Here is a 21,820-nt window from a genome sequence, read left to right as displayed (position 1 = left end):
ATGCTCATGAGACCGATTACTTTAACGTGTGTATCCAAGTATTTGCTGTGCGTGGCCATCCCGCTACTCACGGTTCGGATGGCGATGGCCCAATTTGTGGTATACAATGACTTTAAGAGCAGTGCGGCACCCGGCTTCCATATGGGGGGGAGCGCCTACCTGACCTCCGGCCGGGATGATCCCCTGAATGCGGGATGGCTGCGCCTTACCGCTGATAATGCCAACGAGGAAGGATATACCTACCTGGATGAGGCCTTCCCCTCTACCTTGGGCCTGATCATCGATTTTGAATACAAAACCTGGCGCAGTGTTTCGAACGACGAACCGCAGCACAGCTGGAACCATGGCGTCTTCCACGGAGGGGACGGGTTCAGCGTATTCCTTTTTGATGCTTCGGTGCCTTTCCAGATCGGAGGGTATGGGGGCGGCCTCGGATATGCACCCAATGCGGCAGTCGATGCTCCCGGCCTGGCGGGGGGGTATATCGGACTGGGCTTTGACGAATACGGGTATTTCGGCGTGCAGGGCGAAGGACGCTGGGGTGGCATCCAACGAGACGCCAACGGCGAGGAGGTGGTGCCCAATACCGTCATCCTGCGCGGACGGGAAACCACCAACAATACCGGGCAAACGGTGGGCGGAGTACCTCCCACCCACCGGTTCATGGCGGGTGTGAAGCTGGGCAATCGGACCGGCACGTCCGAGCAGATCCGCACGCGCAACGAGATCGATTATAACACCCTGCCTTATGGCCCCCGACCCGATGACGATCAGTTTTACCGCCGGGTCGTAGTGGAGCTGGAACCCATCGCGGGCGGATTGTATGCCGGTAAGGTCATGTGGAAAAAAGTGAATGACCCTACAGCGCCTTATGACACGCTGTTTACCTACACGACATCGGTACCTCCCGCCCCTTTCCTGAAGGTGGGTTTTTCCGGATCCACGGCCGGCGCGATCAATAACCACGACATCCGCAACGTGCTCATCACGACGCCTGGTAACCTCCGGCTCAATAAGTTTGTTGACAAAGAAGTACTCCACATCGTGGACAATGAGGAAACCACGGCCGAAATCGAAAACGAAGTAACCTACACGGTCGAGGTGGTCAATGCCACCCACGGCCCCCTCACCAACATCAGCTTTGAAGACCATGTCACTGATGGTGCGGGCAACACATTGGATACGGACTTGTTTCAGGTGACCAATATCACGGCCACCGGATTTACCGCAGCAAACCTACCCACGGCTTTCCCCTTGGGTAGCAACCAGGTTACGGGCACCCTTGCTTTGGCACCCGACGCCACCGGCTACATCACCATCACCGGGCGCCTACTTGGCCTGCCGCCCAGGAACCTCGTTTACAACAGCGCCACGGCCACCCCCGACCCCACCGAGATCATCGATCCCGACCTGGGCAATAATACACATACGGTGCAAACCCCGGTAATCACCGAGGGTATAGACCTCGGCGTGCAGGTTTCTACCGATGCCACCTGCCTCAGCCGAAACAACTTTGTCGTCAATGTATATTCAAACGGGACGGACCCGCTTCCTTATCAAACCCCCGCGAACCCAAACCTCACTTCACCCACGAGCAATTACAATAACCGACGCGTGTTGGTTATCAAGCGCATCCCTCCGGGCTATGGCTATGATGACAGCGCGACCCCAAAAAATGGATGGGCGGATAATTTTAAAGACTATGATGAGGCCGTGACCGACGGACAATATTACGCTCCGCGCTCCGGATGGATACGGATCGTGGAGCCCATCCCGATGTCTGCCAACGATGGACCGGAGCCCATCCGGGATCCCAATGCGCCGGGCTTTGATCCCAACAACCTCCTGTCTGATTGGGGCTATGGGGGCTATACCAAGTACACCTACATCGCCCGGGGGCCCATGATCAACAACAACGACGCCACGGTTATGCAACCCTATTCCATCACGGGCGGCCTGCCGCTACACATCCATTATACGATCACCCCGCCGGACACCGCGACACACTACGACGACATTACCTGGGCGCACTACTTGTTGCCGGACGGCACCGATGACGGATATAGCGGCGATTTGGTTCCGGGGATCAATTTTGAAAATAACATCGATACGGTACGCCTGTCTATCCATCCCGATCCGCCAGAGGTGGCTGGTCCGGTCTACTACTGCCTGAATGAGCTGGCCTCACCCCTGCAGCTCGATCCGGATTACACGGTACCGGAGGGCGGCGTGATCACTTGGTACCACAGCGAGGGCGGCGTTCCCTCGCAGATCCCGTTTACCCCGCCGACCAATAGCATCGATACGATCACCTACTATGTGGGCTTGACGATGGATGGCTGCGAGAGCGACCTAGCGTCCATAGACGTCATCGTGATGGGACCGAATCCGGGCAGTATCCTCGGTTCACAGGAAAGCTGTGCGGGAAATATCCCTGCGGAGATCACCTCCACAGCGGCCGCTGCCCCGGGGGGGACGAATGACCCGGCGGGCATTTCCTACCGGTGGGAGATGTCGACCAACGGCGGCACCAGCTGGACGGCAGTGGAAGGCGCTACTGGGGCGAGCTACCAACCCCCGGCAACAAGCGTCGACACCCGCTATCGGCGTATGGCACATTACAGTTATATGGATCCGGTGCGCGATTGCGAGGCCGCCTCGAATGAATCGGTCATCACGGTAACCGCGTGTGAGTCGAATATATCCATCACCAATCCGACACTGCCATCAACAAATAAGCAATGAGAACCCGATGAAGCATCTACTACCGTACATATTTGGAAGCCTGTGCTGCTTGACCCGTCTTGCCGTTGCCCAGACCAATGACGGGACCGGTAGCTATACGGCCGACAATTCCATCGTGACGATCGCGCCCGGCACTGTGGAGCTACGGTATTCCGAGGCTTCTTACTTCGGGCCGAATACGCATTGGGAGATCAACGGCACTCTGGAAATCTGGAGCAAGCGCATCTGGATCGCGCCAACGGCGACCTTCAGCGGTACGGGACGTATCATCATCCACGATCCGGGGACCAACCCCTTCCACGAAGGTATGACCTCCTCGCCGACGGCGATCGACGGCAACGGGGGTGAATTCATTGGGGTGGCCCTCGAACTCCGCAACCCGAATAACCTGGTTCTCCAGGACATGGAAGACCCCCTCTACGGCACCAGCAACCCTGCGGGCGAAGAGGCGGCAGCGTTGAACATTGGCAATCTATTGCAGTTTGCGGTGGACGATGGTGACATCATATTGGGCGGGCATAACCTGGGTATGGGTGAGGAGGCCCGCCTGGAAGGTTACAATAGCAGCCGGATGATCGTGACAGGCAACAGCGTGGCTGGCCACGTCGTCAAACAATACGCCGACGGGCAACCATTTGTATTCCCTATCGGTATCGCCGAGGCCGACTATACCCCCGCCACGCTGGCACCCGCAGCGGCGGCCAGGTTATATGTAGGGGTGCAAGACTACGAGGCGGCGGGAATTGAATTGCCCGAACCGGAGCGGGGCATGGACCGCATATGGCATATCTATGCCGATGAGGGCGTGACGATGACGTATACCCTGCAGCACAATAGCATCACCAATGGCAACGCCTATGTGGATGCGACGGCCCAGATCGTACAGTATGCGGGCAGCGGCAACTGGATCGGGGATGTCACGGTCGTCGAAGCCGAGGGCATCCATACGCGGGCAGATATCCTCACCGCTACCGGGTCGGAAGCCGATGGCAGCTGGCTGACGAAGCTGAACGAACCGGTAGGGCCGGAGGCTGGTGACGATACCGGAACCGTCGAATCCGGGGAGTCCGTTCAGGTGCTGGTGCTGGAGAATGACCAACCTGGCAGCACGCCTATCGTGGTGGGCAGCGTACGCATCGTGCGGCAACCGGCCAACGGCACGGTAATCGTAAATGCCGATGGCAGCATCACGTACACGGCAAATGACGGCTTTGTGGGTACTGATTCGTTTGACTATGAAATCACGGACGAATATGGCCTCACGGCCGTGGCCACCGTAACGATCACCGTGACTCCAAGGCCGCTGCGCATCCCGAATGTATTTACGCCCGACGGGGACGGCAAGAATGACGTGTTCGAGATCGAAGGCATCGAAGGGTTCGACCGCATTGAGCTGACCGTCGTAAACCGATGGGGCAATGAGGTGTTCCGCAATACCGACTACCGGAATGATTGGGGAGGAGGAAACCTCAACGAGGGGACCTATTATTATCAGATCGTAACCTATAAGGGAAATGAGCAACAGCGATATAATGGATGGGTGTTGATTAAACGACTGTGATGGCGGTTTGGGGACGGTGATGGGTGGCCGGTGGTTGGTGATGGGTGGTTGGTGATGGGCGGTTGGTGGCCGGTGATGGGTGATGGGTGATGGGGTTGGGCAATAACGAAAAAAAAGGTGTAAAAGCAATGAAGGATAGCAATAACATATGGGCAATAGCGGTTCTCGCGCTGTTGATGACGCTCATGGGCATGCCAAATGTGCTTCGGGCGCAGCAAAACATCCAATTCACGCAATACATCTTCAACTCGATGAGCGTCAACCCCGCTTATGCGGGCTATAAGGAGGAATGGTTTGGTCAACTGGGGCTGCGCAGCCAGTGGGCGGGACTGGAGGGAGCGCCGCAAACGGGGTTGCTGTCTATTGATGGGTTGCTGGACCCCCAAGGCCGCAAGCTGCATGGATTCGGCGTGCAGCTCACCGCTGACCGACTGGGGCCCCAGTCCGCCACGTCGGCCTATGCAAACTACGCGTTTCGGCTGCGGCTGAATGAGGAAGATACCCAACGGCTGAGTTTCGGCATCGGTGCCGGGGTAACCCAGTATAGCCTGGACGGGACGATGTTGGACCCTATTTCGCCGGATGACCCCCGCGTACCGCCCAACCGGATCAGCAATTTCGTGCCGGATGTTCGTTTTGGCGTATATTATTACAACCTTAAATGGTATGCCGGGCTATCGGTGATGGACCTGCTTTCGGGCGATCAGAGCAATAACATTTTTCGGTGGGATAATACGACGACAGATAACATCCGCCGCAGGCGGCATGTGTATTTCATCGGCGGGGCGTTGATTGATTTCGACAGCGGGCTGAAGCTACGGCCGAGCCTGTTGGTGAAAGAGGATTTCAGGGGACCGACGAGCCTGGATGTGAATGCAATGCTGATCTTTGACAATCGCTTTTGGATAGGTGGCGGATGGCGGACTGGCGTGACCGTATTTGAGCGGGAATACCAACGGGTGAGCGGGAATAGCCTTAGCCAGCGGAATTCCTTTTCGGTGGTGACACAGCTCTATGCGACAGACAGGCTGCGTATCGGCTATTCGTATGATCATGTGGTGAGCCGGTTGAGCAGCGTGCAGAACGGATCGCATGAGGTGACGCTGGGTGTGACTTTCGGACAGCGCCAACAACGCTTATTGAGTCCCCGGTTTTTTTAATGAAGAAAAGTCTGCTACCAAATGCAAACAAGGGAAAATAAACAATGATCAAGCAATACCTGTATATCATGGTAGCGTTGCTGCTGGGTATCATAACGGCTCATGCACAAGAGCAACCGAACCTGCGGGACCGGGCTGACGCCCGCTATAACAAGTATGAGTATGCCAACGCCGCAACGCTCTATATGAAACTGGCTGAGGCCCGAAACCCGCGGCTGTACGACCTGGAACGGCTGGCAGCGTGCTATCAGATGATGAACGACTATGAGGCCGCCGAAAACTGGTTTGCACGGGTGGTCCAACACCCGGACAGCGACCCGGAAAACCTGCTACGGTATGGGGCGGTATTGAAGGCCAACGGAAAATACAGGGAAGCAAAGGCGCAGCTGGAAGCGTACGCAAGCGCGACTGGAAACCGGGAACGTGTGGCAGTGGAACTCGCAGGATGTGACTCTGCGATGGTGTGGATGGCCGATCCTACCTTGCATCAGCTGCGCAATGAACACGGGGTCAATACCGCGCGTTCGGAATTTTCGGTGTCGCCGCAAGGGGAAACGGTGTACTACACCGGCGAACCGGAAGCCCTCGCCGGGCAAGGGGCGTATGGCTGGACGGGCAACGCCTTCCTGCGGGTATACACCGCCAGACGTGGTGGCGACAATGGGCTGAGCGCGGGTTTGCTTGCCGGAGACAGCATCAATGGCGGTGTATACCACACCGGACCGGTAGCGGTGGCTGATGCAGGCCAGACCCTGTACGTGACGCGCACGTACCCTGGCCGTGACGGGCAACGGACGAAGGAGGACGGGCAACGGTTCAGCACGAACAAACTGGAGCTGTATATTTACCAACAACGGGATGGGCAATGGGAGATCACCCCGTTTTTACACAATAATAAAGACGCCTATTCGGTGGGCCACGCGGCACCCAGTCCCGATGGCAATACGATATACTTCGTAAGCGACATGCCGGGCGGACAAGGGGGTACCGACATCTGGTATTGCCAGCGGCAGGCCGACGATACCTGGGGCCCGTATACCCACGCGGGACCAACTATCAATACACCCGGCAACGAGCTCTTCCCCAGTATCGGAGCGGACGGCACGCTGTATTATTCGAGCGACGGCCTGCCGGGCATGGGTGACCTGGATATTTTCCAAAGCAACGGCGCGATGGTCGACTGGAGCAAGCCGGTGAACCTGCGGTATCCGATAAACTCCCCGGGGGATGATTTTGCGTACATCGCCAACACGGAAACGGACGGTATAGCGGGTTATCTTTCTTCCAACCGGAAGGGGGGCGTAGGGAGCGATGACATCTACTCCTTCACCTGGGAGCAGCCGGTGACGATCCTCATGCTGGCAGGTACGACATCAGACAAGTCCACCGGCGAGCGACTGCCGGCCGCGGTGACCCTCTATGACGGCGCCCGCGAGATCGTCGCCCAGCAATACAGCGATGAAACCGGGCTTTTCACCTTTGCGCTGGAGCCGGAACAGTCTTACACGGTACTGGGTCGCAGGGAGGGTTACCATGCGGATTCGGCGGCGGTAAGTACCGCGGGCATCCGCCAATCGGATACCCTCAGGGTGGCCTTACTATTAGAGCCGATATCAGAAGTGGGCAAAACGTTTGAGCTGGAAAACATTTATTACGATTTTGACAGGCACGAAATCCGGTCGGATGCGGCGGCCGTGCTGGATGAACTCGTGCGGACGATGCGCGACAATCCGACCTTGCGTATTGAACTGGCCAGCCATACCGACAGCCGGGGCAGCGACACGTATAATATGGCGCTCTCGCAGCGACGGGCACAGTCAGCGGTGGACTACTTAGCGAGCCGTGGCATTGCGCGCGACCGGATGGTCGCTCAAGGCTATGGCGAATCACGCCTGGCAAACCACTGTGACGACGGAATACCGTGCTCATCTGCAGATCATCAGGCTAATAGGCGAACGGTGATCGCCATATTGGCGTATTAATATCACCGTAGCAGTTAAGTTACCAAAAAAACGACGAAAACACCTTGATTTGTCCGAAATAAATCCATAATATTGCGTAAGCTAACCGCTTTTTAATACCGATATTGAGTTTTGGCTGGTTTTTTTATGAAAACGCAATGATTTCACGTCATGACCAAAACAACGACAAACAGAAGAACCTGGATTAAATCCAGTTTGCTGGCCGCAGGCGGCATAGCATTGGCCCCATCATTGTCCCTTGCCAAGGGCAGCGGCGCTACTACCGTCCCTTCGGGCAAAAGTATATTGAAAGACATCACGCAGCCTTGGGACGCAGGTGCGCCGGCGGCGCAAGCTCGCCTATCAGCCAACGAAAATCCCTACGGACCGTCGGAGACCGTGCGCAAGGCGATATCCGATGCGATCGGCTTTGGCAACCGATATGGTCACGAAGATGCTGCCCGTCTGATTGACCTGATCGCGAAGAAAGAAGGGGTAACCCCGGATCATATTATGCTAGGCCCGGGGTCTACCGATCTGCTGGAAAAGACGGCTATATCGCTTTTCCTCAAAGGCGGAAACATTGTCTCGGCGGATCCTTCCTACATGTCGATGATCAATACCACGCGTGCCATCGGCGGTACCTGGAAACCCGTGCCGCTCACCGCGGATTATGCACACGATGTAGAGGCCATGGCATCGGCCATCGATGGGCAAACCCGCCTGGTTTACGTTTGCAACCCGAATAACCCATTGGGCTCGCTCACGCCGGCAGCGGCGCTCAAACAGTTTTGCGCAGCGGCCTCTACCAAGGTGCCTGTCTTCATCGATGAAGCCTACCTGGAGTTTTTGCCCAATCCGGAGGAAAATACCATGGCCGGATTGATCATGCAAGGCAAGGACGTCATCGTGGCGCGTACCTTCTCGAAAATACATTCCATGGCCGGATTGCGTATCGGTTATATCATTGCGCAGCCGGAACGCGTGAAAACGCTTACCTCCATCGTACGGGGTACCATGGGCCTTTGTGTCACCTCGCTTAGCGGAGCCATTGCCAGTATGCAAGATCTGGCCTTTCAGGACAGTAGCCGCAAACTCAATACGGAATGCCGATCATACCTGTGCGATGAGCTCAAAGCCATGGGGTATTCCTATATCCCTTCGCTCACCAACTTTGTCATTTTCCCGATCAAGGGTGAGGCCAACACCTTTCAGGCAGCACTGCGGGAAGGCGGTGTGAGCGTACGCATGTTTGAAATCGATGAGAAACCCTGGTGCAGGGTCAGCATGGGCACCATGCCCGAGATGGAGCTGTTTACCAACGTGTTGAAAAAGATTACGGTTTAACGTCTAAGACCAGCATGATCAACCCGCCCCGCTGTTTACGGGCGGGTTGATCATGCTGGCTTATCAGGCAATAAACACAGACGAGTTGCGCATGAATGCTGCCATCGCCAAGACCATATCGCTTTTGCTGCTCATTGCGGTAGGGCTTTTGCTCCGCAGGGTCCTCCACAAGGCGGAACACCACCAGGCCCTCAAGATCCTCATCTTAAACTTAGCGCTGCCCGCCATCATCTTTGTGGCGCTGATGAATACACAGATGAACGCCGACTTGGTGTGGTTGCCGTTATTGGCGCTGGCGTTTAACTTTGCGTTATTGGGGGTCACGTGGGTGGTGCTGCCGAGCCTTTATGGGATCCGCAGCGGCGGCACCGACATGCGTACATTGTCGCTGCTGATCCCTTCGCTGGCCCCGGGGATGTCGTGCTTCCCCTTTTTACTCGAATATGTGGGTAAAGAGGCCGTTGCACTGGGTAGTATAGCCGATCTGGGAAACAAGGTGTATGTATTGATCTTCTGCTACCTATTGGCCATGAACTGGTATTTTAAGCAAGCCGCCACACCGACGGTACGCGGACCGCAGCGACTTAAAGCATTGCTCATCACGTTGGTGAAAGAGCCGGTAAACCTCGCTATCTTCATGGCCTTGCTGCTGCTGGGTTTCAATATGCACTTTCAGGACCTTCCGGCATTCATAAGCGATCCGGTCACCATGCTGAGCGCGTTGATGACGCCCATCATCTTGCTCTTTATCGGCATCACCGTGCGGTTCAAGTGGCGGCAATTCCGGGTCATCGTCAGCCTGCTGCTGTTCCGTGCAGGCATCACCTTCCTCCTGAGCGGGCTATGCCTATGGTGGCTGCCCAACCTATCCCCTGCGATGGCTATCGTGGCGATCGTTTTTCCTCAAAGTGCCGTAAGTTTCTGGCCGCTGGCGCACATTTCGACCGTGTCTGCCATGGAAAAACAACATGCGGCAACCCTCCCTTCGCCCACTTTCAACCCGCAATTGGCTTTGAACGTGCTGGCCTTATCACTCCCCTTTTCGGCGACGATTGCCTTGGCGGTATTCAGTACGGACGGGTTTTTCATGGAAGTGCCCAACCTGTTTATGGTAGGCGGCTTATTACTCGCCATGGCCATCATCCCGGTATTGCTCCATCGCATGCACATGGCCAAATGGCAGCCCAAGCGAAGCCACGAAGAAGCCCTTAGCACAACAAGCCAGGAAGAGCGGATCATCCTTTAGCGCATGCGGAAAACCGTTATTCTCCGTCATCAAGCAAGTTGCTATCGATCTGCTTGCTTGCCCTCGCGCCCAGTTTCTTCAGCTTCTCTACTTTATTGATGACGTTGCCCGGACCCGTGCCGAGCTTTTTGGTGGCATCTTCGTGTGCACGCACGGCACCGTCCAGCTGCTTGCCCACCTTCTCCATGTCTTGCAGGAAACCCACGAACTTGTCATAAAGCGCGCCGGCCTCTTTGGCGATCTCCAGTACATGGCGTGTCTGCCGCTCCTGTTTCCACATGCTGGCGATGGTGCGCAGCGTGGCCAGCAAGGTTGAAGGGCTCACGATGACCACCTTGCGGTCCCACGCATCACTGAAGAGGTCGGCCTTATACGTAATGGACATACTGAAAGCTGATTCGATGGGCATAAACAGCAGCACGAAGTCCGGCGAGTTGATCTGATACAGGTCGTGATAATTCTTTGCCGAAAGGCCCTTGACATGGTTTTCCACCGATTGGACATGCTGCTTAGCAAAGCGTTCGCGCTCCTCATCGGTATCGGCATTGACCCATTGTTCGTAAGCCAGTAAGGAGACCTTCGAGTCGACCACCAAGTGTTTTTCGTCGGGCAGGTCGATGATGGCATCGGGTTGCAGCCGCCTGCCCTCCTCATCAGCCATGGCCGCCTGCAACCGGTATTCCTGATCCCTGACCAATCCCGAACGCTCCAGCACGCGCTCGAGGATGACCTCGCCCCAGTTGCCCTGCTTCTTGCTATCACCCCGGAGCGCCCGGGTCAGGCTATTGGCTTCGTCCTTGATGCGCAGGCTCTGCTCCATCAGCTGTTCGACCACCCCTTTGAGCGTATTGCGTTCTGCGGCCTCCGTTTGGTAGGTCTTCTCCACCTTTTCTTCGAACGTCTTGATCCGTTCTTTGAGCGGGTTGAGAATCTGATCGAGCGACTTGCTGTTGGTCTCGGTAAACTTTTGTGTCTTTTCTTCCAATATCCGATTGGCGATGACCTGAAACTCGGTGTTGAACTGCCGCTTGATGGTTTCGATCTCGGTTTTCTGCTCCTGCAATTTTTCCTGTTGGGATTGATAATAAGCCCGTGCGCTTTCCAGCGATCGATCGGCTTGCGCCAAGCGCTCGCGCTCCTGTTGTAATTCGCTCAGCAGCCGCTGCTGCTCCTCACGAAGCATGGTCATGATGCGCTCTTTTTCGGCGGTCAGGTTTTCGACCTGTTGTTCGGCGCGGGCCAATTGGATGGACAAGCGTTCTTTTTCCTTGCGCAGCGCTTCTACTTCATTGGTATGAAGCGCCTGCCGCGGTTTTTTGACAAACAAGACGACCGCGATGAGGAGGATCACGATGGCAATAATAATCGGGTATATATCCATAACCAAAACAACTAAAAACCAACCGCCACCCATCCCAACACAACCCATTCAAACAGCGGCAAACGAAACCTTACTCCCTTACACCAACTTCTGGTGCGTTTTCCACCACAGGTCAGGCATCTCTCCGGAAACCGCCGTTTGATAGTCTTCATAACGGCAAGGGACAAGGTGGTAGCGCTCATTCGCCGATTTGGAACCGGCGTAGGGCACCTGCATCCACCAGCGGTCGGATTTTTTGCTCTTGACAAATATCAACTCATACGCATCGTGCACGGTGGTGCGATAAGTAATGTAGGCGGACTTCGGAATCAGGGGGGCATCGTGTTTCCGGCTGTAAAACCCATCGATGAAATACCAAATCATCTCCGCTAGGAGTGTGGCCGTTTGCTCACGCGTGTCCAGCGCGGGGTTATATTCGTAGAAGCCAATCGACGTGAGCTTATCGCTCATACCGGCATACCGGCAGATTTGGCAAGCCTCATCACCAAACAACCCATTGGGTGTAGCAAATGCACTGCCCGGCGCATCGGAAAACCGTATCGCACTGGTATCGAAGCTCATCATATCCACGGCGCGGATAATGGGTTCGACCTGATCGACCTTGCCCGAGAGGAGACCAAGGCGCATGGCATTGAAATAAAGCTTGTCATACATGGCGATGGACTCTTTGCTCACCAAATAGGTTTGGTAGGCCAGATTGCTTAGGTTAAATAAGTAATCCGGTTCATGCAAAACGATGTGGTTGAGGTACGACTGCGAATTGAGCGGTGCGTTTTCGGTGTTGTCCTGATCGAGATCAAACCGGGCATCCACCACAGCGACCTCCACCTTCTGCTCGAGCTTTTCATAGGCGAGGTACTGCGCATAGGTGATGTCCTGTCCGCCACCGACGATGATGGGAATAATGCCCGACTGCATGAGTTCGCCACAGACCGTTTTTACCGCCGCATAGGTATCTGCCACGGTTTCACCGGCCCTTATATTGCCCAAATCCGCCAGCCGCAATTGGTATTCTCCCTGATAGAGGGTATACAGCTGTTTCCGTATGGTGTTGGCAGCCTCCGCACACCCCTTATTATTGATCGCCATCCGATCGTCCAGCACACCGAACAAGGCCAGGTCCGGCTTATCATCCTCCAGATCCGGGAACGCGCTATCGTGAATCCGCATCGTCGCCCCGAGCTGTGAGCCGTAAAAACCAACGGGCGGCGTAAAATCCTGAGGGGAAATGGCAGAAAAAAAAACGGATAGGGACATGATTGTTGTACGTTGTTCGGCAAATATCGCACAAACTTACGCAAAATAAGCATAGGGCAAATGCTTTTTTGCGCGTAAGCCGAAGAGGGGGTCTTTGCTGTGATTTGCTTTCTCATTTTTCCATTTATTCCCTTACTTTTGGAAGCATTATGATCAGCTATCTAATACGGTGATTTTAGTAACAGGCGGTACTGGTTTTCTTGGCTCCATACTCATCAGGCAGTTGACCGCTGCGGGTACTCCTATCCGTGCGACGAAGCGGAAGACATCAATCACCCCGCCGGAATTAGCGGGGCTTCCGGTGCAGTGGGTAGAGGCCGATATCAATGATTTTTTTGCTTTGGAAGATGCGTTTGATGGGGTAACCAACGTGTATCACTGTGCGGGGCTTATCTCCTACCATACTGCGGATCGTAAACGGCTGACGGCCGTAAACGTGCAAGGCACGGCCAACGTGGTCACGCTGGCGCTGGAGCGGCGGGTGCGCCTATTGCATGTCAGCTCCATTGCCGCCGTGGGGCGCGCCAGGGCGGATAAGGAAATCACCGAAAGTGACCTTTGGGAGTACAGCCCCGACCAGCCGGGCTATGCCATCGCCAAATATGAGGCCGAGATGGAGGTATGGCGGGGGATTGCCGAAGGGCTGGATGCGGTGATCGTAAATCCGGCACTGATCATCGGGCCGACGGCGAGAACGGCCGATAGCGGTGCCAGCGGCACCATCTTTGCCCTGCTTCGCGATGGCCTTAATTTTTATACGGACGGCGCCGTGGGCCTCGTCGATGTAGAAGACGTGGCCAAAGCCATGGTATTGTTGATGGAAAATCCGGCGATAAAGGCGCAACGGTTTTTGCTGAGCAATGTGAACATGGCACACCGGGAGCTGCTGGAACGGTGCAGCGCATACCTAGGAAGACCCGCACCGAAATTCAAGGCTACGCCCCTGATGCTGAGCTTCGCCTGGCGTGCGGCCAAGATCGCCTCCCTGTTTACCGGTAAGCGCCCCCTCATTACCCGGGAAACCGCGAAGGCGGCGACCCAACGCATGTGTTTTTCGAACAAGAAGGTGGTAACGGCGACGGGCATGACCTTCAAGCCGATCGATGATACCTTGCGTGAAATATGTACAACTGTTAAAAACGTCATACCTTGAGCAACTATTACATTATCGACTTTGATAGTACCTTCACGCAAGTGGAGGCGTTGGACGAGCTGGCGCGTATCTCGCTGGCCAACCACCCTGCAAAGGAACTGATCTACGAAGAAATCGACCGGCTGACGAACATGTCCATGAATGGGCAATTGTCATTCCGCGAGAGCCTCGCCGGACGTGTCAAGCTCTTAGAAGCCAATCGGGAGCACCTTGCCCAACTGATCTGGGTGCTGAAAAAGAAAGTGTCGCTGTCCTTTTCGCGAAACAAGGAGTTTTTCAGGAAAAATGCCGACAGTGTACTGATCGTTTCCGGCGGCTTCAAGGAGTTTATCTTTCCGGTGGTCATCCCGTACCATATCAAGAAGGAGAACGTCTATGCCAATACGTTTACGTTTGACGAGCAGGGCAATATCACGGGATATGATGAAGGCAATCCGCTATCGGAAGAGGGCGGCAAGGTGAAGCTGCTGCAACAGTTGCAGCTGCCCGGCAAAATCTATGGCATCGGCGATGGGTATTCTGATTTTCAACTGAAGGAGTCGGGCCTCATCGAGCGTTTCTTTGCCTTTACCGAAAACATCGAGCGCAAAAGCGTATCCGAAAAAGCCGACCACGTGACGCCCAGCTTTGATGAATTTCTGTATGTAAACGATCTTCCGCGGGCAATCTCCTATCCGAAGAACCGGATCCTTTGTCTGATTGTAGGAGAAGTACCCGAGTTATCCGCGCATATCCTCAAACGCGATGGCTTCTCCGTCCGGGTGAAACAGACCTTTGAGGAAAAATATGTAAAAGACGTGGGTATGCTGTTATTGGGCAAGGATGTGACCCTGGATGACGACCAACTGGCCAAAGCCGACAAGCTCAAGACCATTGGTTACCTGGGCGACAGCAAGCACCGTGTGAACCGCGACATCTGCAACGAAAAAGGAATTGTGCTGTTTGATGACAAAAAAGAGAAGAAGCGGAATAGCGAGTATATCCCGCGGCGTATGGCTGATTTTATCAACAAGGGCGACACCTATATGAGCCGGAATTTTCCCAAGCTGCCGTTGCCGCAAATCGAACGAGCGCACCGGATGCTTCATATCCACCGCAATGTGCCGGGCGTGATGGCGCAGATCAACCAGGTATTTGCCGAAAACCGGATCAATATCGTTGCCCAGTTTCTGATGACTAAGGGCAACATTGGCTACGCGGTGACGGATGTGGATACGCAATACGACAAGCAATTGCTCAAGCAACTCCGGCAGATCGATAATACCATCAAGTTCAGGGTATTGTATTAGCTGCGCGACTAAAACCGCCAGATGGAATGCGGCGTGATGCACATGCTCAGCGGTACATCATACTGGTCTGCATCAAGGATGGTCCCCGTCGGCTCGAACAATGACAGTCCGACCTTCAGCACATCCGGGCGGCACGCACTCAAGAAACGATCGTAAAACCCTTTGCCGTACCCTACCCGGTTTCCGTGTATATCGAACGCGAGGAGGGGCACGAAGACAATGTCCAATTCTTCGGGCAGTACGGAAACGCCCCCCTCCGGCTCGGGGATGCCCCAGTGGTTGTTACTTAGCTTGGTATCTTCATCCCAAACAACATGTTGCATGCGATAGGTTGCCTTATCGCTTCTTGATAAGACCAGGCGAACGTGGGGGTAGCGCTGCCTCAGCCAATCGGCAATAGCATGCGTGTCCGGCTCGCGGTTGCCCTCAATAGGCAGAAATAGATGGATGGTTGAAAAAGGGCCAAAATCGACCTCCTGGAGCTGCGTCAACAGCTGCTCGTTCAAGCGCTGAAATTGATCCGGCAAAAGGGTTATCCGCTTCTCCCGGTATAGTTTGCGCAATTCATGTTTGGTGGTCGGATGCATAGTCGCGTTTACAAAACCAGTTGACAAAGGTACACCAGATGGCTTGGCTAACCATGAAAAATCAAAAAACCTTTCAAAAAAATCGGCCTTGAAGCGGGGAGCCCCAAGACCGAATAATCAACCTAAACCTAAAAATTTGAATATTTTCTATTTCACACGCTCGATGTAATCTCCCGAGCGGGTATCAACTTTTACTTTATCTCCTTGGTTCACAAAGAGTGGCACGCGTATCTCCACCCCTGTTTCGACGGTAGCGCTTTTCAACGCGTTGGTCGACGTATCGCCTTTTACCGCAGGTTCTGTATATGTTATTTCTAATTCTACGGTTGTGGGAGCCTGGGCCATGATCGGTTCATCGCTTTCCATTGCTACAAGCACCTGCATTCCTTCTTTCAAAAAGCGTGCCGAACTACCAAAAAGATGCTTGGGTATATTGAACTGCTCAAAGGTGCTGTTATCCATGACCACGAATGCATCGCCGTCTTCATATAAATATTGATAATCGCTGGTTTCTACGCGTGCGATTTCTACTTCTTCGTCTGTACGGAAACGGTATTCTACGAGTTTGCCGCTTTTTACATTGCGCATTCTGGCCTGGTAAAATGCGCGAAGGTTGCCGGGAGTGCGATGGATGAATTCTTCAACAGACACCAACTCGCCGTTGAAGCGGAGGATGTTGCCGGTTTTTACTTCTGAAGCTTTGGACATGATTTAAATTTAACTACAGTGTCTTAATTTACGTGCAAAGGTACAAAACGGGCAAACGATTTACAAGAAACGGCCCGCTACTCCTTATATTCGGTAATGTTGACGAGGTGATCACAAAACCCGTATTCCTTCTCCTGGTTAGAACAGACCAACAATAAACGCCCCCCGGCGGTTTGCCTCACGAGGTCCAAATACCAGTCGACACCGTGCTGATCCAAATTAGTCGTGGGTTCGTCCAGCAGTACAATGGGCACATCTGCACAGCAAGCCAGCGCCAGCTTGACCCGTTGCTTCATGCCGGATGAAAAATGCCGGATCTGTTTGTCTCGCGCATGCGGCAAGCCGAGTAGCTCCATGAGCCGATGCTCATCATAACCGCTCAGGTATCGCTTGTGCGTAAAATGGAAACGAATCTGCTCGATCAAGGTAAACTCCTCAATCAGTTCCATGTACGGTGCGGTGAGTGAAAGGTATCGGTAGATCTGCTCGGGCTCGATGGTCCGCCCGTCAATGGCATAACGGATATGGCCAACCGAAGGCGTAAGGCTTGAGGCGATCACCTGGAGCAACGTGGATTTGCCGGAGCCGTTCGGCCCCAGTATGGCATAACGTTGGCCCGCAGCGAACCGGTAATTCAACTGTCGGAATATCCAATCCCGATTGAATCGTCTACCGATATCCGCTAAGGTGATCTCCACTACAATATTCCTTTGCTTTGGCCGAAACCCTTCATCACACCACGGTTTGAACTTCGGACGAAGTCTAGTATTTCGTCACGTATCTCCGTTGGCTGGTATTCGGCTTCAATGATGTCCAATGCTTTCGTCAGGTTGTTATTCTTGACAAACAGCACCCGGTAAATATTCTGAATTTCATTGATCTGATCGGAAGAAAAGCCTCTTCGACGCAGACCGACGGAATTGATGCCTACATAAGCCAAGGGTTCGCGAGCGGCTTTGACGAAGGGAGGCACGTCTTTACGGACCAATGAGCCCCCGGCAATAAACGCATGCGAGCCAATATGGCAAAACTGGTGCACCGCAACCATCCCCGCGAGTACCACATAGTCGCCTACGGTGATGTGGCCGGCCAGGGTGCTGCTATTCGAAAAGATACAGTTATCCCCCACGATGCAGTCGTGCGCGATGTGGCTATACGCTTGGATAAGACAGTTTTTGCCAATCACGGTCTTCCATTTATCCTTAGTGCCCCGGTTTACCGTGACGCACTCCCGGATGGTCGTGTTATCGCCGATTTCGGCGGTGGTTTCCTCCCCATCAAACTTGAGGTCTTGGGGGATGCCCGAAACGACTGCCCCCGGAAATATCCGGCAATTCTTGCCGATACGGGCGCCATCCATGATGGTGACGTTGGATCCGATCCACGTGCCTTCTTCTATCACGACATCCTTATGGATAGTGACAAAAGGTTCGATCACCACATTGCCGGCGATCTTGGCCTGTGGATGTATATATGCTAACGGCTGTATCATGATACCTGGCCCTCTTTAACTTTTACAATCTGCGCCATCAGTTCCGCTTCTACAACCACTTTCTCGCCGACCATGCCCACACCCTTCATCTGCGCAATCCCCCGGCGGATGGGTTCCAATAAATCACAGCGGAAGATGATGGTATCGCCCGGATTGACCTGTGCTTTAAACCGGGCATTTTCAATCTTGAGAAACAGGGTAAGGTAGTTTTCGGGGTCTGGCACGGTACTCAGCACTAATATTCCGCCGGTTTGCGCCATGGCCTCGATCTGCAATACGCCCGGAAACACAGGCGCTCCCGGAAAATGGCCCATGAACAGGTCTTCGTTCATCGTCACGTTTTTCAACCCGACCACATGGCTCTTGGTCAGCTCCAGGATTTTATCGACCATCAGGAAGGGCTGCCGGTGGGGCAGGATCTTCATGATCTGTATCGTATCATACAAAGGAGGTATGTTGGGGTCATAGATTTTGATATACTTCCGGCCTTTCTCTTTTTTAATCTGCGCCTTGATTTTTTTGGCAAATGACACGTTAGCGGCGTGACCCGGCCGGGCAGCCATGATATGGCCTTTGATGGGTCGCCCCACCAATGCAAGGTCGCCGATCATATCGAGCAGCTTGTGACGCGCGGGCTCATTCTGATGGCGAAGCTCGATATTGTCCAATATACCTTCTTTGGCCACGTCGATATCTTCCCTGTTGAATAGCTTTGCCAGGTGCCGCAACTCATCTTTGCTCACCTCCTTGTCGACTACCACGATCGCATTGTTGAGGTCCCCTCCTTTTATCAGGTCGTTTTGCAGCAGCATCTCCAGCTCATGCAGGAAACAGAATGTGCGTGATGAGGCAATATCCTTAGAGAACTCATCTATCCCACTGATAGATGCGTGTTGGCTACCCAACACCGGAGAATTGAAATCAATCATACACGTAAAGCGATACCCATCCAACGGCATCGCCACCATCTCCACTTTTCGCTCCGGCTCGGTGTGATGAATATTATGCGGAATTTCGTAGTAATCACGGTCGGCCGCCTGGTCTACGTAGCCGGCTTCTTCAATGGCTTTTACAAAGGGGTCTGAACTGCCATCCATGATCGGCACCTCAGGCCCGTCAATATCGATGAGGACATTATCGATCTGCAACCCGACCAATGCGGCCATCAGATGCTCGATGGTGCTTACGCTCGCCCCGTTTTGAGAAATGGTCGTGCCCCGCGAAGTATCCGATACGTTGTCGGCATCGACCAAAATGGTCGGTTGGTTTTGAAGGTCGACACGCCTGAATCGATACCAATGGTGCTCTGGTGCAGGCTTTAACGTCATGGTGACAGGCTTACCGGTATGAAGTCCTACCCCTGAAATAACAATTTCTGATTTGATTGTTCGTTGTTTTACGTTCATCGTTGTTTATTGGCTTATCCGCGGTTCGGCGGACTCAAAGCACTTGGTTTTATTTAGATAGCTCTTTCGTTAATAGTAATTGTTCCAGCTCCTCGATACGGCGCTCCAACTCGGGCAGGCGCGAATAAACCACCTGCGAACGCATCTGCGCGCTATACGCGGTGGCGGGACTGCCCGCCCATTTCTTGCCCTCTTCGGCGATGGTGCGGTTGACACCTGATTGTGCCTGTATCTGGCTGCCGTTGGCAATGGCGATGTGCCCCACAATGCCGACCTGCCCCCCGATCACGGCACGTTCGCCGATCTTAGTGCTTCCGGAAATCCCCGATTGCGCCGCGATGACGGTATTCTTGCCGATCTCGACGTTGTGCGCTACCTGGATCAGGTTATCCAGCTTCACCCCTTTGCGGATAATGGTGGAACCCATGGTTGCCCGGTCAATAACCGCATTTGCCCCGATCTCTACTTGGTCTTCGATAACCACATTGCCGATCTGGCTGATCTTATTATAGGTGCCGTCTTCCAGTGGTGCGAAACCAAAGCCGTCGCTGCCGATAACGGTACCCGAATGGACGACCACGTGCTCGCCGATGACGCAGTCGAAATAAACCGATACGCCCGGAAACAAAGTCGTATCCTTGCCGATCTTGGCATTGTCGCCAATGTAAACATGCGGGTATATCTTACAATTGTCGCCAATGACGACATCCTTATCGATGTAAGCAAAGGCGCCGACATAGACATTTTTACCGATCTTGGCAGACGGATGGATAAACACAGGGGCTTCGATACCGGTTTTATCCAAGCGCATTTTATTGAACAGGTCCAATAAGGTGGAAAAAGCCGAATAGGCGTTCTTTACCCGAATAAGGGTATTTGCGACCGGACGGTCCAGCTTCAGGTCATCATTGACGATGATCACCGAGGCCTTCGTGGTATACAGGTATTGTTCGTACTTGGGGTTGGACAAAAAGGACAAGCTGCCGCTTGACGCTTCTTCGATCTTGGCCAATTGCTCCACCATCACATCTGGGCTTCCCTCAAGGGAACCATCAACGAGCCTTGCTATTTGATGTGCGGAAAATTGCATCTGCAAATGTATGAGTTATAATAGTATTAACAAATATTTTATTACTGGCTATCAGTCAATTGAGTTACGTAGAGGCAATTAGCAATTCTTTCGGAAACGAAATGGCAAATTTCTGAACTTTCCTCGACAGGGTTTCCAAGTTGGATAAGTCCGATGCTTCGGCAATATCCTGAATGGTACCGTCTTTCATTAAAATTCTGATACTGCTATTGTTGAGTTCATACGCGCTATTCTCAATCGCCTGCGTCCATACATAATAATCCACATGGATCTTATCTATACCAAAAAACCTCACTGCCCGATCTCTCAAATCATCGATGAACTGTTCGCTCGGGGCGGAGCCATGCAATTCGGTATGGTACAATGACCGAGCCATAAGCCGTGAACACAGCATCCGTAATATCTGATCATCATGAAATGCCCAAGTCTTTACGGCAGACAGGATGTCCGTATCATCAAGACGCGAAAAATGCGTTAAATGTGACACATTTTCGGTGAAATTCTCTCGGGTTATTTTATTACGCAAAAAATGTTCCAAGGAGGGAGACGCGAAAAGCGGTGTGCCCTTTTGGTACAGCTCCTTCGCCCGCTGCAGGATCTTGAGCAGCATCTGCTCGGCGCTGAGTACGGTTTTGTGCAGGTAGACCTGCCAATACATCAGGCGACGCGCGATGAGAAACTTTTCGATGGAATAAATCCCCTTTTGTTCAATCACGAGTTCGTTGTCTACCACATGAAGCATCTTGATGATGCGATCAAAACTAATGACCCCCTCGGCCACTCCTGTAAAAAAGCTGTCGCGGCTGAGGTAATCCATGCGGTCGATATCGAGCTGCCCAGAAACCAGTTGATAGAGGAATCGCTTGGGGTGGCGATTGTTGAAAATCGTGATGGCCAGATCCAACCGTCCGTTGAAGGTCTCATTGAGCTCGTCCATCATCAGCGCCGAAAGTAACTCATGCGATACCCCTTCGACCAGCGTCTGCTCCAAGGAATGCGAAAACGGACCGTGGCCGATATCATGCAACAAAATAGCGGCCAACGCTGCTTCTTCCTCCGCTACCGTGATGGCGATATCTTTGCCGCGCAGCGTTTCGATGGCCTGCGCCATCAAATGCATCGCCCCCAATGCATGCTGAAAACGGGTATGCAATGCGCCTGGGTAAACCAAGTGCGTCATACTTACCTGTTTGATATACCGCAGCCGCTGAAAATACGGGTGCTGTATCAGGTCAAAAATGAAACCGGATGGGATGGAGATAAATCCATAAACAGGGTCGTTGATGATCTTCTTTTTATTCAATGCCTGTATTCAAGGTGGCGACACCGCCAACCACAAGTGTTACGGCGCAAAGATACAGCACACGCCTGTTAATTTTTGTTAAAAATGTCAGCCTCCGGCAAACTTTTCGCTATGTTCGCGATTGTATTAGCGAA

Annotated in this window: 17 protein-coding genes; 8 read left to right on the top strand and 9 right to left on the bottom strand. The window is 53.6% G+C overall.

What is annotated here, in order from left to right:
- Positions 1–6 precede the first annotated feature (6 nt).
- The 6 genes from ACMGDE_RS14370 (at position 7) to ACMGDE_RS14345 (ending at position 10,020) form a co-directional block, all read left to right on the top strand.
- Positions 7–2,745, top strand: coding sequence for a DUF8696 domain-containing protein (locus ACMGDE_RS14370; protein ID WP_436833510.1), 2,739 nt, complete (start codon positions 7–9; stop codon positions 2,743–2,745).
- Between the two features lie 7 nt (positions 2,746–2,752).
- Complete coding sequence (locus tag ACMGDE_RS14365) at positions 2,753–4,306, top strand: T9SS type B sorting domain-containing protein (protein ID WP_436833509.1); 1,554 nt, start codon at positions 2,753–2,755, stop codon at positions 4,304–4,306.
- Positions 4,307–4,434: 128 nt separating this feature from the next.
- Complete coding sequence (locus ACMGDE_RS14360) at positions 4,435–5,466, top strand: PorP/SprF family type IX secretion system membrane protein (RefSeq protein ID WP_436833508.1); 1,032 nt, start codon at positions 4,435–4,437, stop codon at positions 5,464–5,466.
- 44 nt (positions 5,467–5,510) lie between these two features.
- The gene (locus tag ACMGDE_RS14355) at positions 5,511–7,448 is read left to right on the top strand and encodes an OmpA family protein (protein ID WP_436833507.1); all 1,938 of its coding nucleotides are present in this window, start codon (positions 5,511–5,513) and stop codon (positions 7,446–7,448) included.
- A 150-nt stretch (positions 7,449–7,598) separates the two neighbouring features.
- A complete protein-coding gene (locus tag ACMGDE_RS14350; protein ID WP_436833506.1) occupies positions 7,599–8,774 on the top strand; it encodes a pyridoxal phosphate-dependent aminotransferase in 1,176 nt (391 codons plus the stop codon).
- 52 nt (positions 8,775–8,826) lie between these two features.
- A complete protein-coding gene (locus ACMGDE_RS14345) occupies positions 8,827–10,020 on the top strand; it encodes an AEC family transporter (protein ID WP_436833505.1) in 1,194 nt (397 codons plus the stop codon).
- Positions 10,021–10,036: 16 nt separating this feature from the next.
- Here ACMGDE_RS14345 and ACMGDE_RS14340 read toward each other — a convergent pair whose 3' ends face one another.
- Both ACMGDE_RS14340 and ACMGDE_RS14335 read right to left on the bottom strand, forming a co-directional pair.
- Positions 10,037–11,401, bottom strand: a complete 1,365-nt coding sequence (locus ACMGDE_RS14340) for a DNA recombination protein RmuC (protein WP_436833504.1) — start codon at positions 11,399–11,401, stop codon at positions 10,037–10,039.
- Between the two features lie 78 nt (positions 11,402–11,479).
- Positions 11,480–12,658 carry a formimidoylglutamase gene (locus ACMGDE_RS14335; protein WP_436833503.1) on the bottom strand — a complete coding sequence of 393 codons (1,179 nt, stop codon included), beginning with the start codon at positions 12,656–12,658 and terminating at the stop codon, positions 11,480–11,482.
- Between the two features lie 169 nt (positions 12,659–12,827).
- Here ACMGDE_RS14335 and ACMGDE_RS14330 point away from each other — a divergent pair, with 169 nt between their 5' ends.
- Together ACMGDE_RS14330 and ACMGDE_RS14325 are read left to right on the top strand one after the other, a co-directional pair.
- Positions 12,828–13,811, top strand: coding sequence for an NAD-dependent epimerase/dehydratase family protein (locus tag ACMGDE_RS14330; protein ID WP_436833502.1), 984 nt, complete (start codon positions 12,828–12,830; stop codon positions 13,809–13,811).
- Positions 13,808–15,100, top strand: coding sequence for an HAD-IB family phosphatase (locus ACMGDE_RS14325; RefSeq protein WP_436833501.1), 1,293 nt, complete (start codon positions 13,808–13,810; stop codon positions 15,098–15,100). Before ACMGDE_RS14330 ends, ACMGDE_RS14325 begins: the two co-directional genes overlap by 4 nt.
- Before the next feature lie 8 nt (positions 15,101–15,108).
- Here ACMGDE_RS14325 and ACMGDE_RS14320 read toward each other — a convergent pair whose 3' ends face one another.
- The 7 genes from ACMGDE_RS14320 to ACMGDE_RS14290 all read right to left on the bottom strand — a co-directional run bounded on the left by ACMGDE_RS14320 (position 15,109) and on the right by ACMGDE_RS14290 (position 21,686).
- Positions 15,109–15,687 carry a 5-formyltetrahydrofolate cyclo-ligase gene (locus tag ACMGDE_RS14320; RefSeq protein ID WP_436833500.1) on the bottom strand — a complete coding sequence of 193 codons (579 nt, stop codon included), beginning with the start codon at positions 15,685–15,687 and terminating at the stop codon, positions 15,109–15,111.
- A gap of 147 nt (positions 15,688–15,834) precedes the next feature.
- A complete protein-coding gene (gene efp / locus ACMGDE_RS14315) occupies positions 15,835–16,395 on the bottom strand; it encodes an elongation factor P (protein ID WP_436833499.1) in 561 nt (186 codons plus the stop codon).
- Between the two features lie 77 nt (positions 16,396–16,472).
- The gene (locus ACMGDE_RS14310; RefSeq protein ID WP_436833498.1) at positions 16,473–17,093 is read right to left on the bottom strand and encodes an ABC transporter ATP-binding protein; all 621 of its coding nucleotides are present in this window, start codon (positions 17,091–17,093) and stop codon (positions 16,473–16,475) included.
- On the bottom strand, positions 17,093–17,887 hold the full coding sequence (gene lpxA / locus ACMGDE_RS14305) for an acyl-ACP--UDP-N-acetylglucosamine O-acyltransferase (RefSeq protein WP_436833497.1): 795 nt from the start codon (positions 17,885–17,887) through the stop codon (positions 17,093–17,095). The genes ACMGDE_RS14310 and lpxA overlap by 1 nt, the downstream gene beginning before the upstream one ends.
- The gene (locus tag ACMGDE_RS14300) at positions 17,884–19,293 is read right to left on the bottom strand and encodes a bifunctional UDP-3-O-[3-hydroxymyristoyl] N-acetylglucosamine deacetylase/3-hydroxyacyl-ACP dehydratase (protein ID WP_436833496.1); all 1,410 of its coding nucleotides are present in this window, start codon (positions 19,291–19,293) and stop codon (positions 17,884–17,886) included. The genes lpxA and ACMGDE_RS14300 overlap by 4 nt, the downstream gene beginning before the upstream one ends.
- Positions 19,294–19,342: 49 nt before the next feature.
- Complete coding sequence (lpxD, locus tag ACMGDE_RS14295) at positions 19,343–20,383, bottom strand: UDP-3-O-(3-hydroxymyristoyl)glucosamine N-acyltransferase (protein ID WP_436833495.1); 1,041 nt, start codon at positions 20,381–20,383, stop codon at positions 19,343–19,345.
- 64 nt (positions 20,384–20,447) lie between these two features.
- Positions 20,448–21,686, bottom strand: a complete 1,239-nt coding sequence (locus ACMGDE_RS14290; protein WP_436833494.1) for an HD domain-containing protein — start codon at positions 21,684–21,686, stop codon at positions 20,448–20,450.
- Positions 21,687–21,820: the final 134 nt, after the last annotated feature.

It is taken from the genome of Parapedobacter brassicae (genome assembly GCF_051400755.1).
In the GTDB taxonomy this organism is placed as follows: domain Bacteria; phylum Bacteroidota; class Bacteroidia; order Sphingobacteriales; family Sphingobacteriaceae; genus Parapedobacter.
Note: the sequence above shows the minus strand (reverse complement) of the source record. Positions and strands in the feature narration are given on the sequence as shown.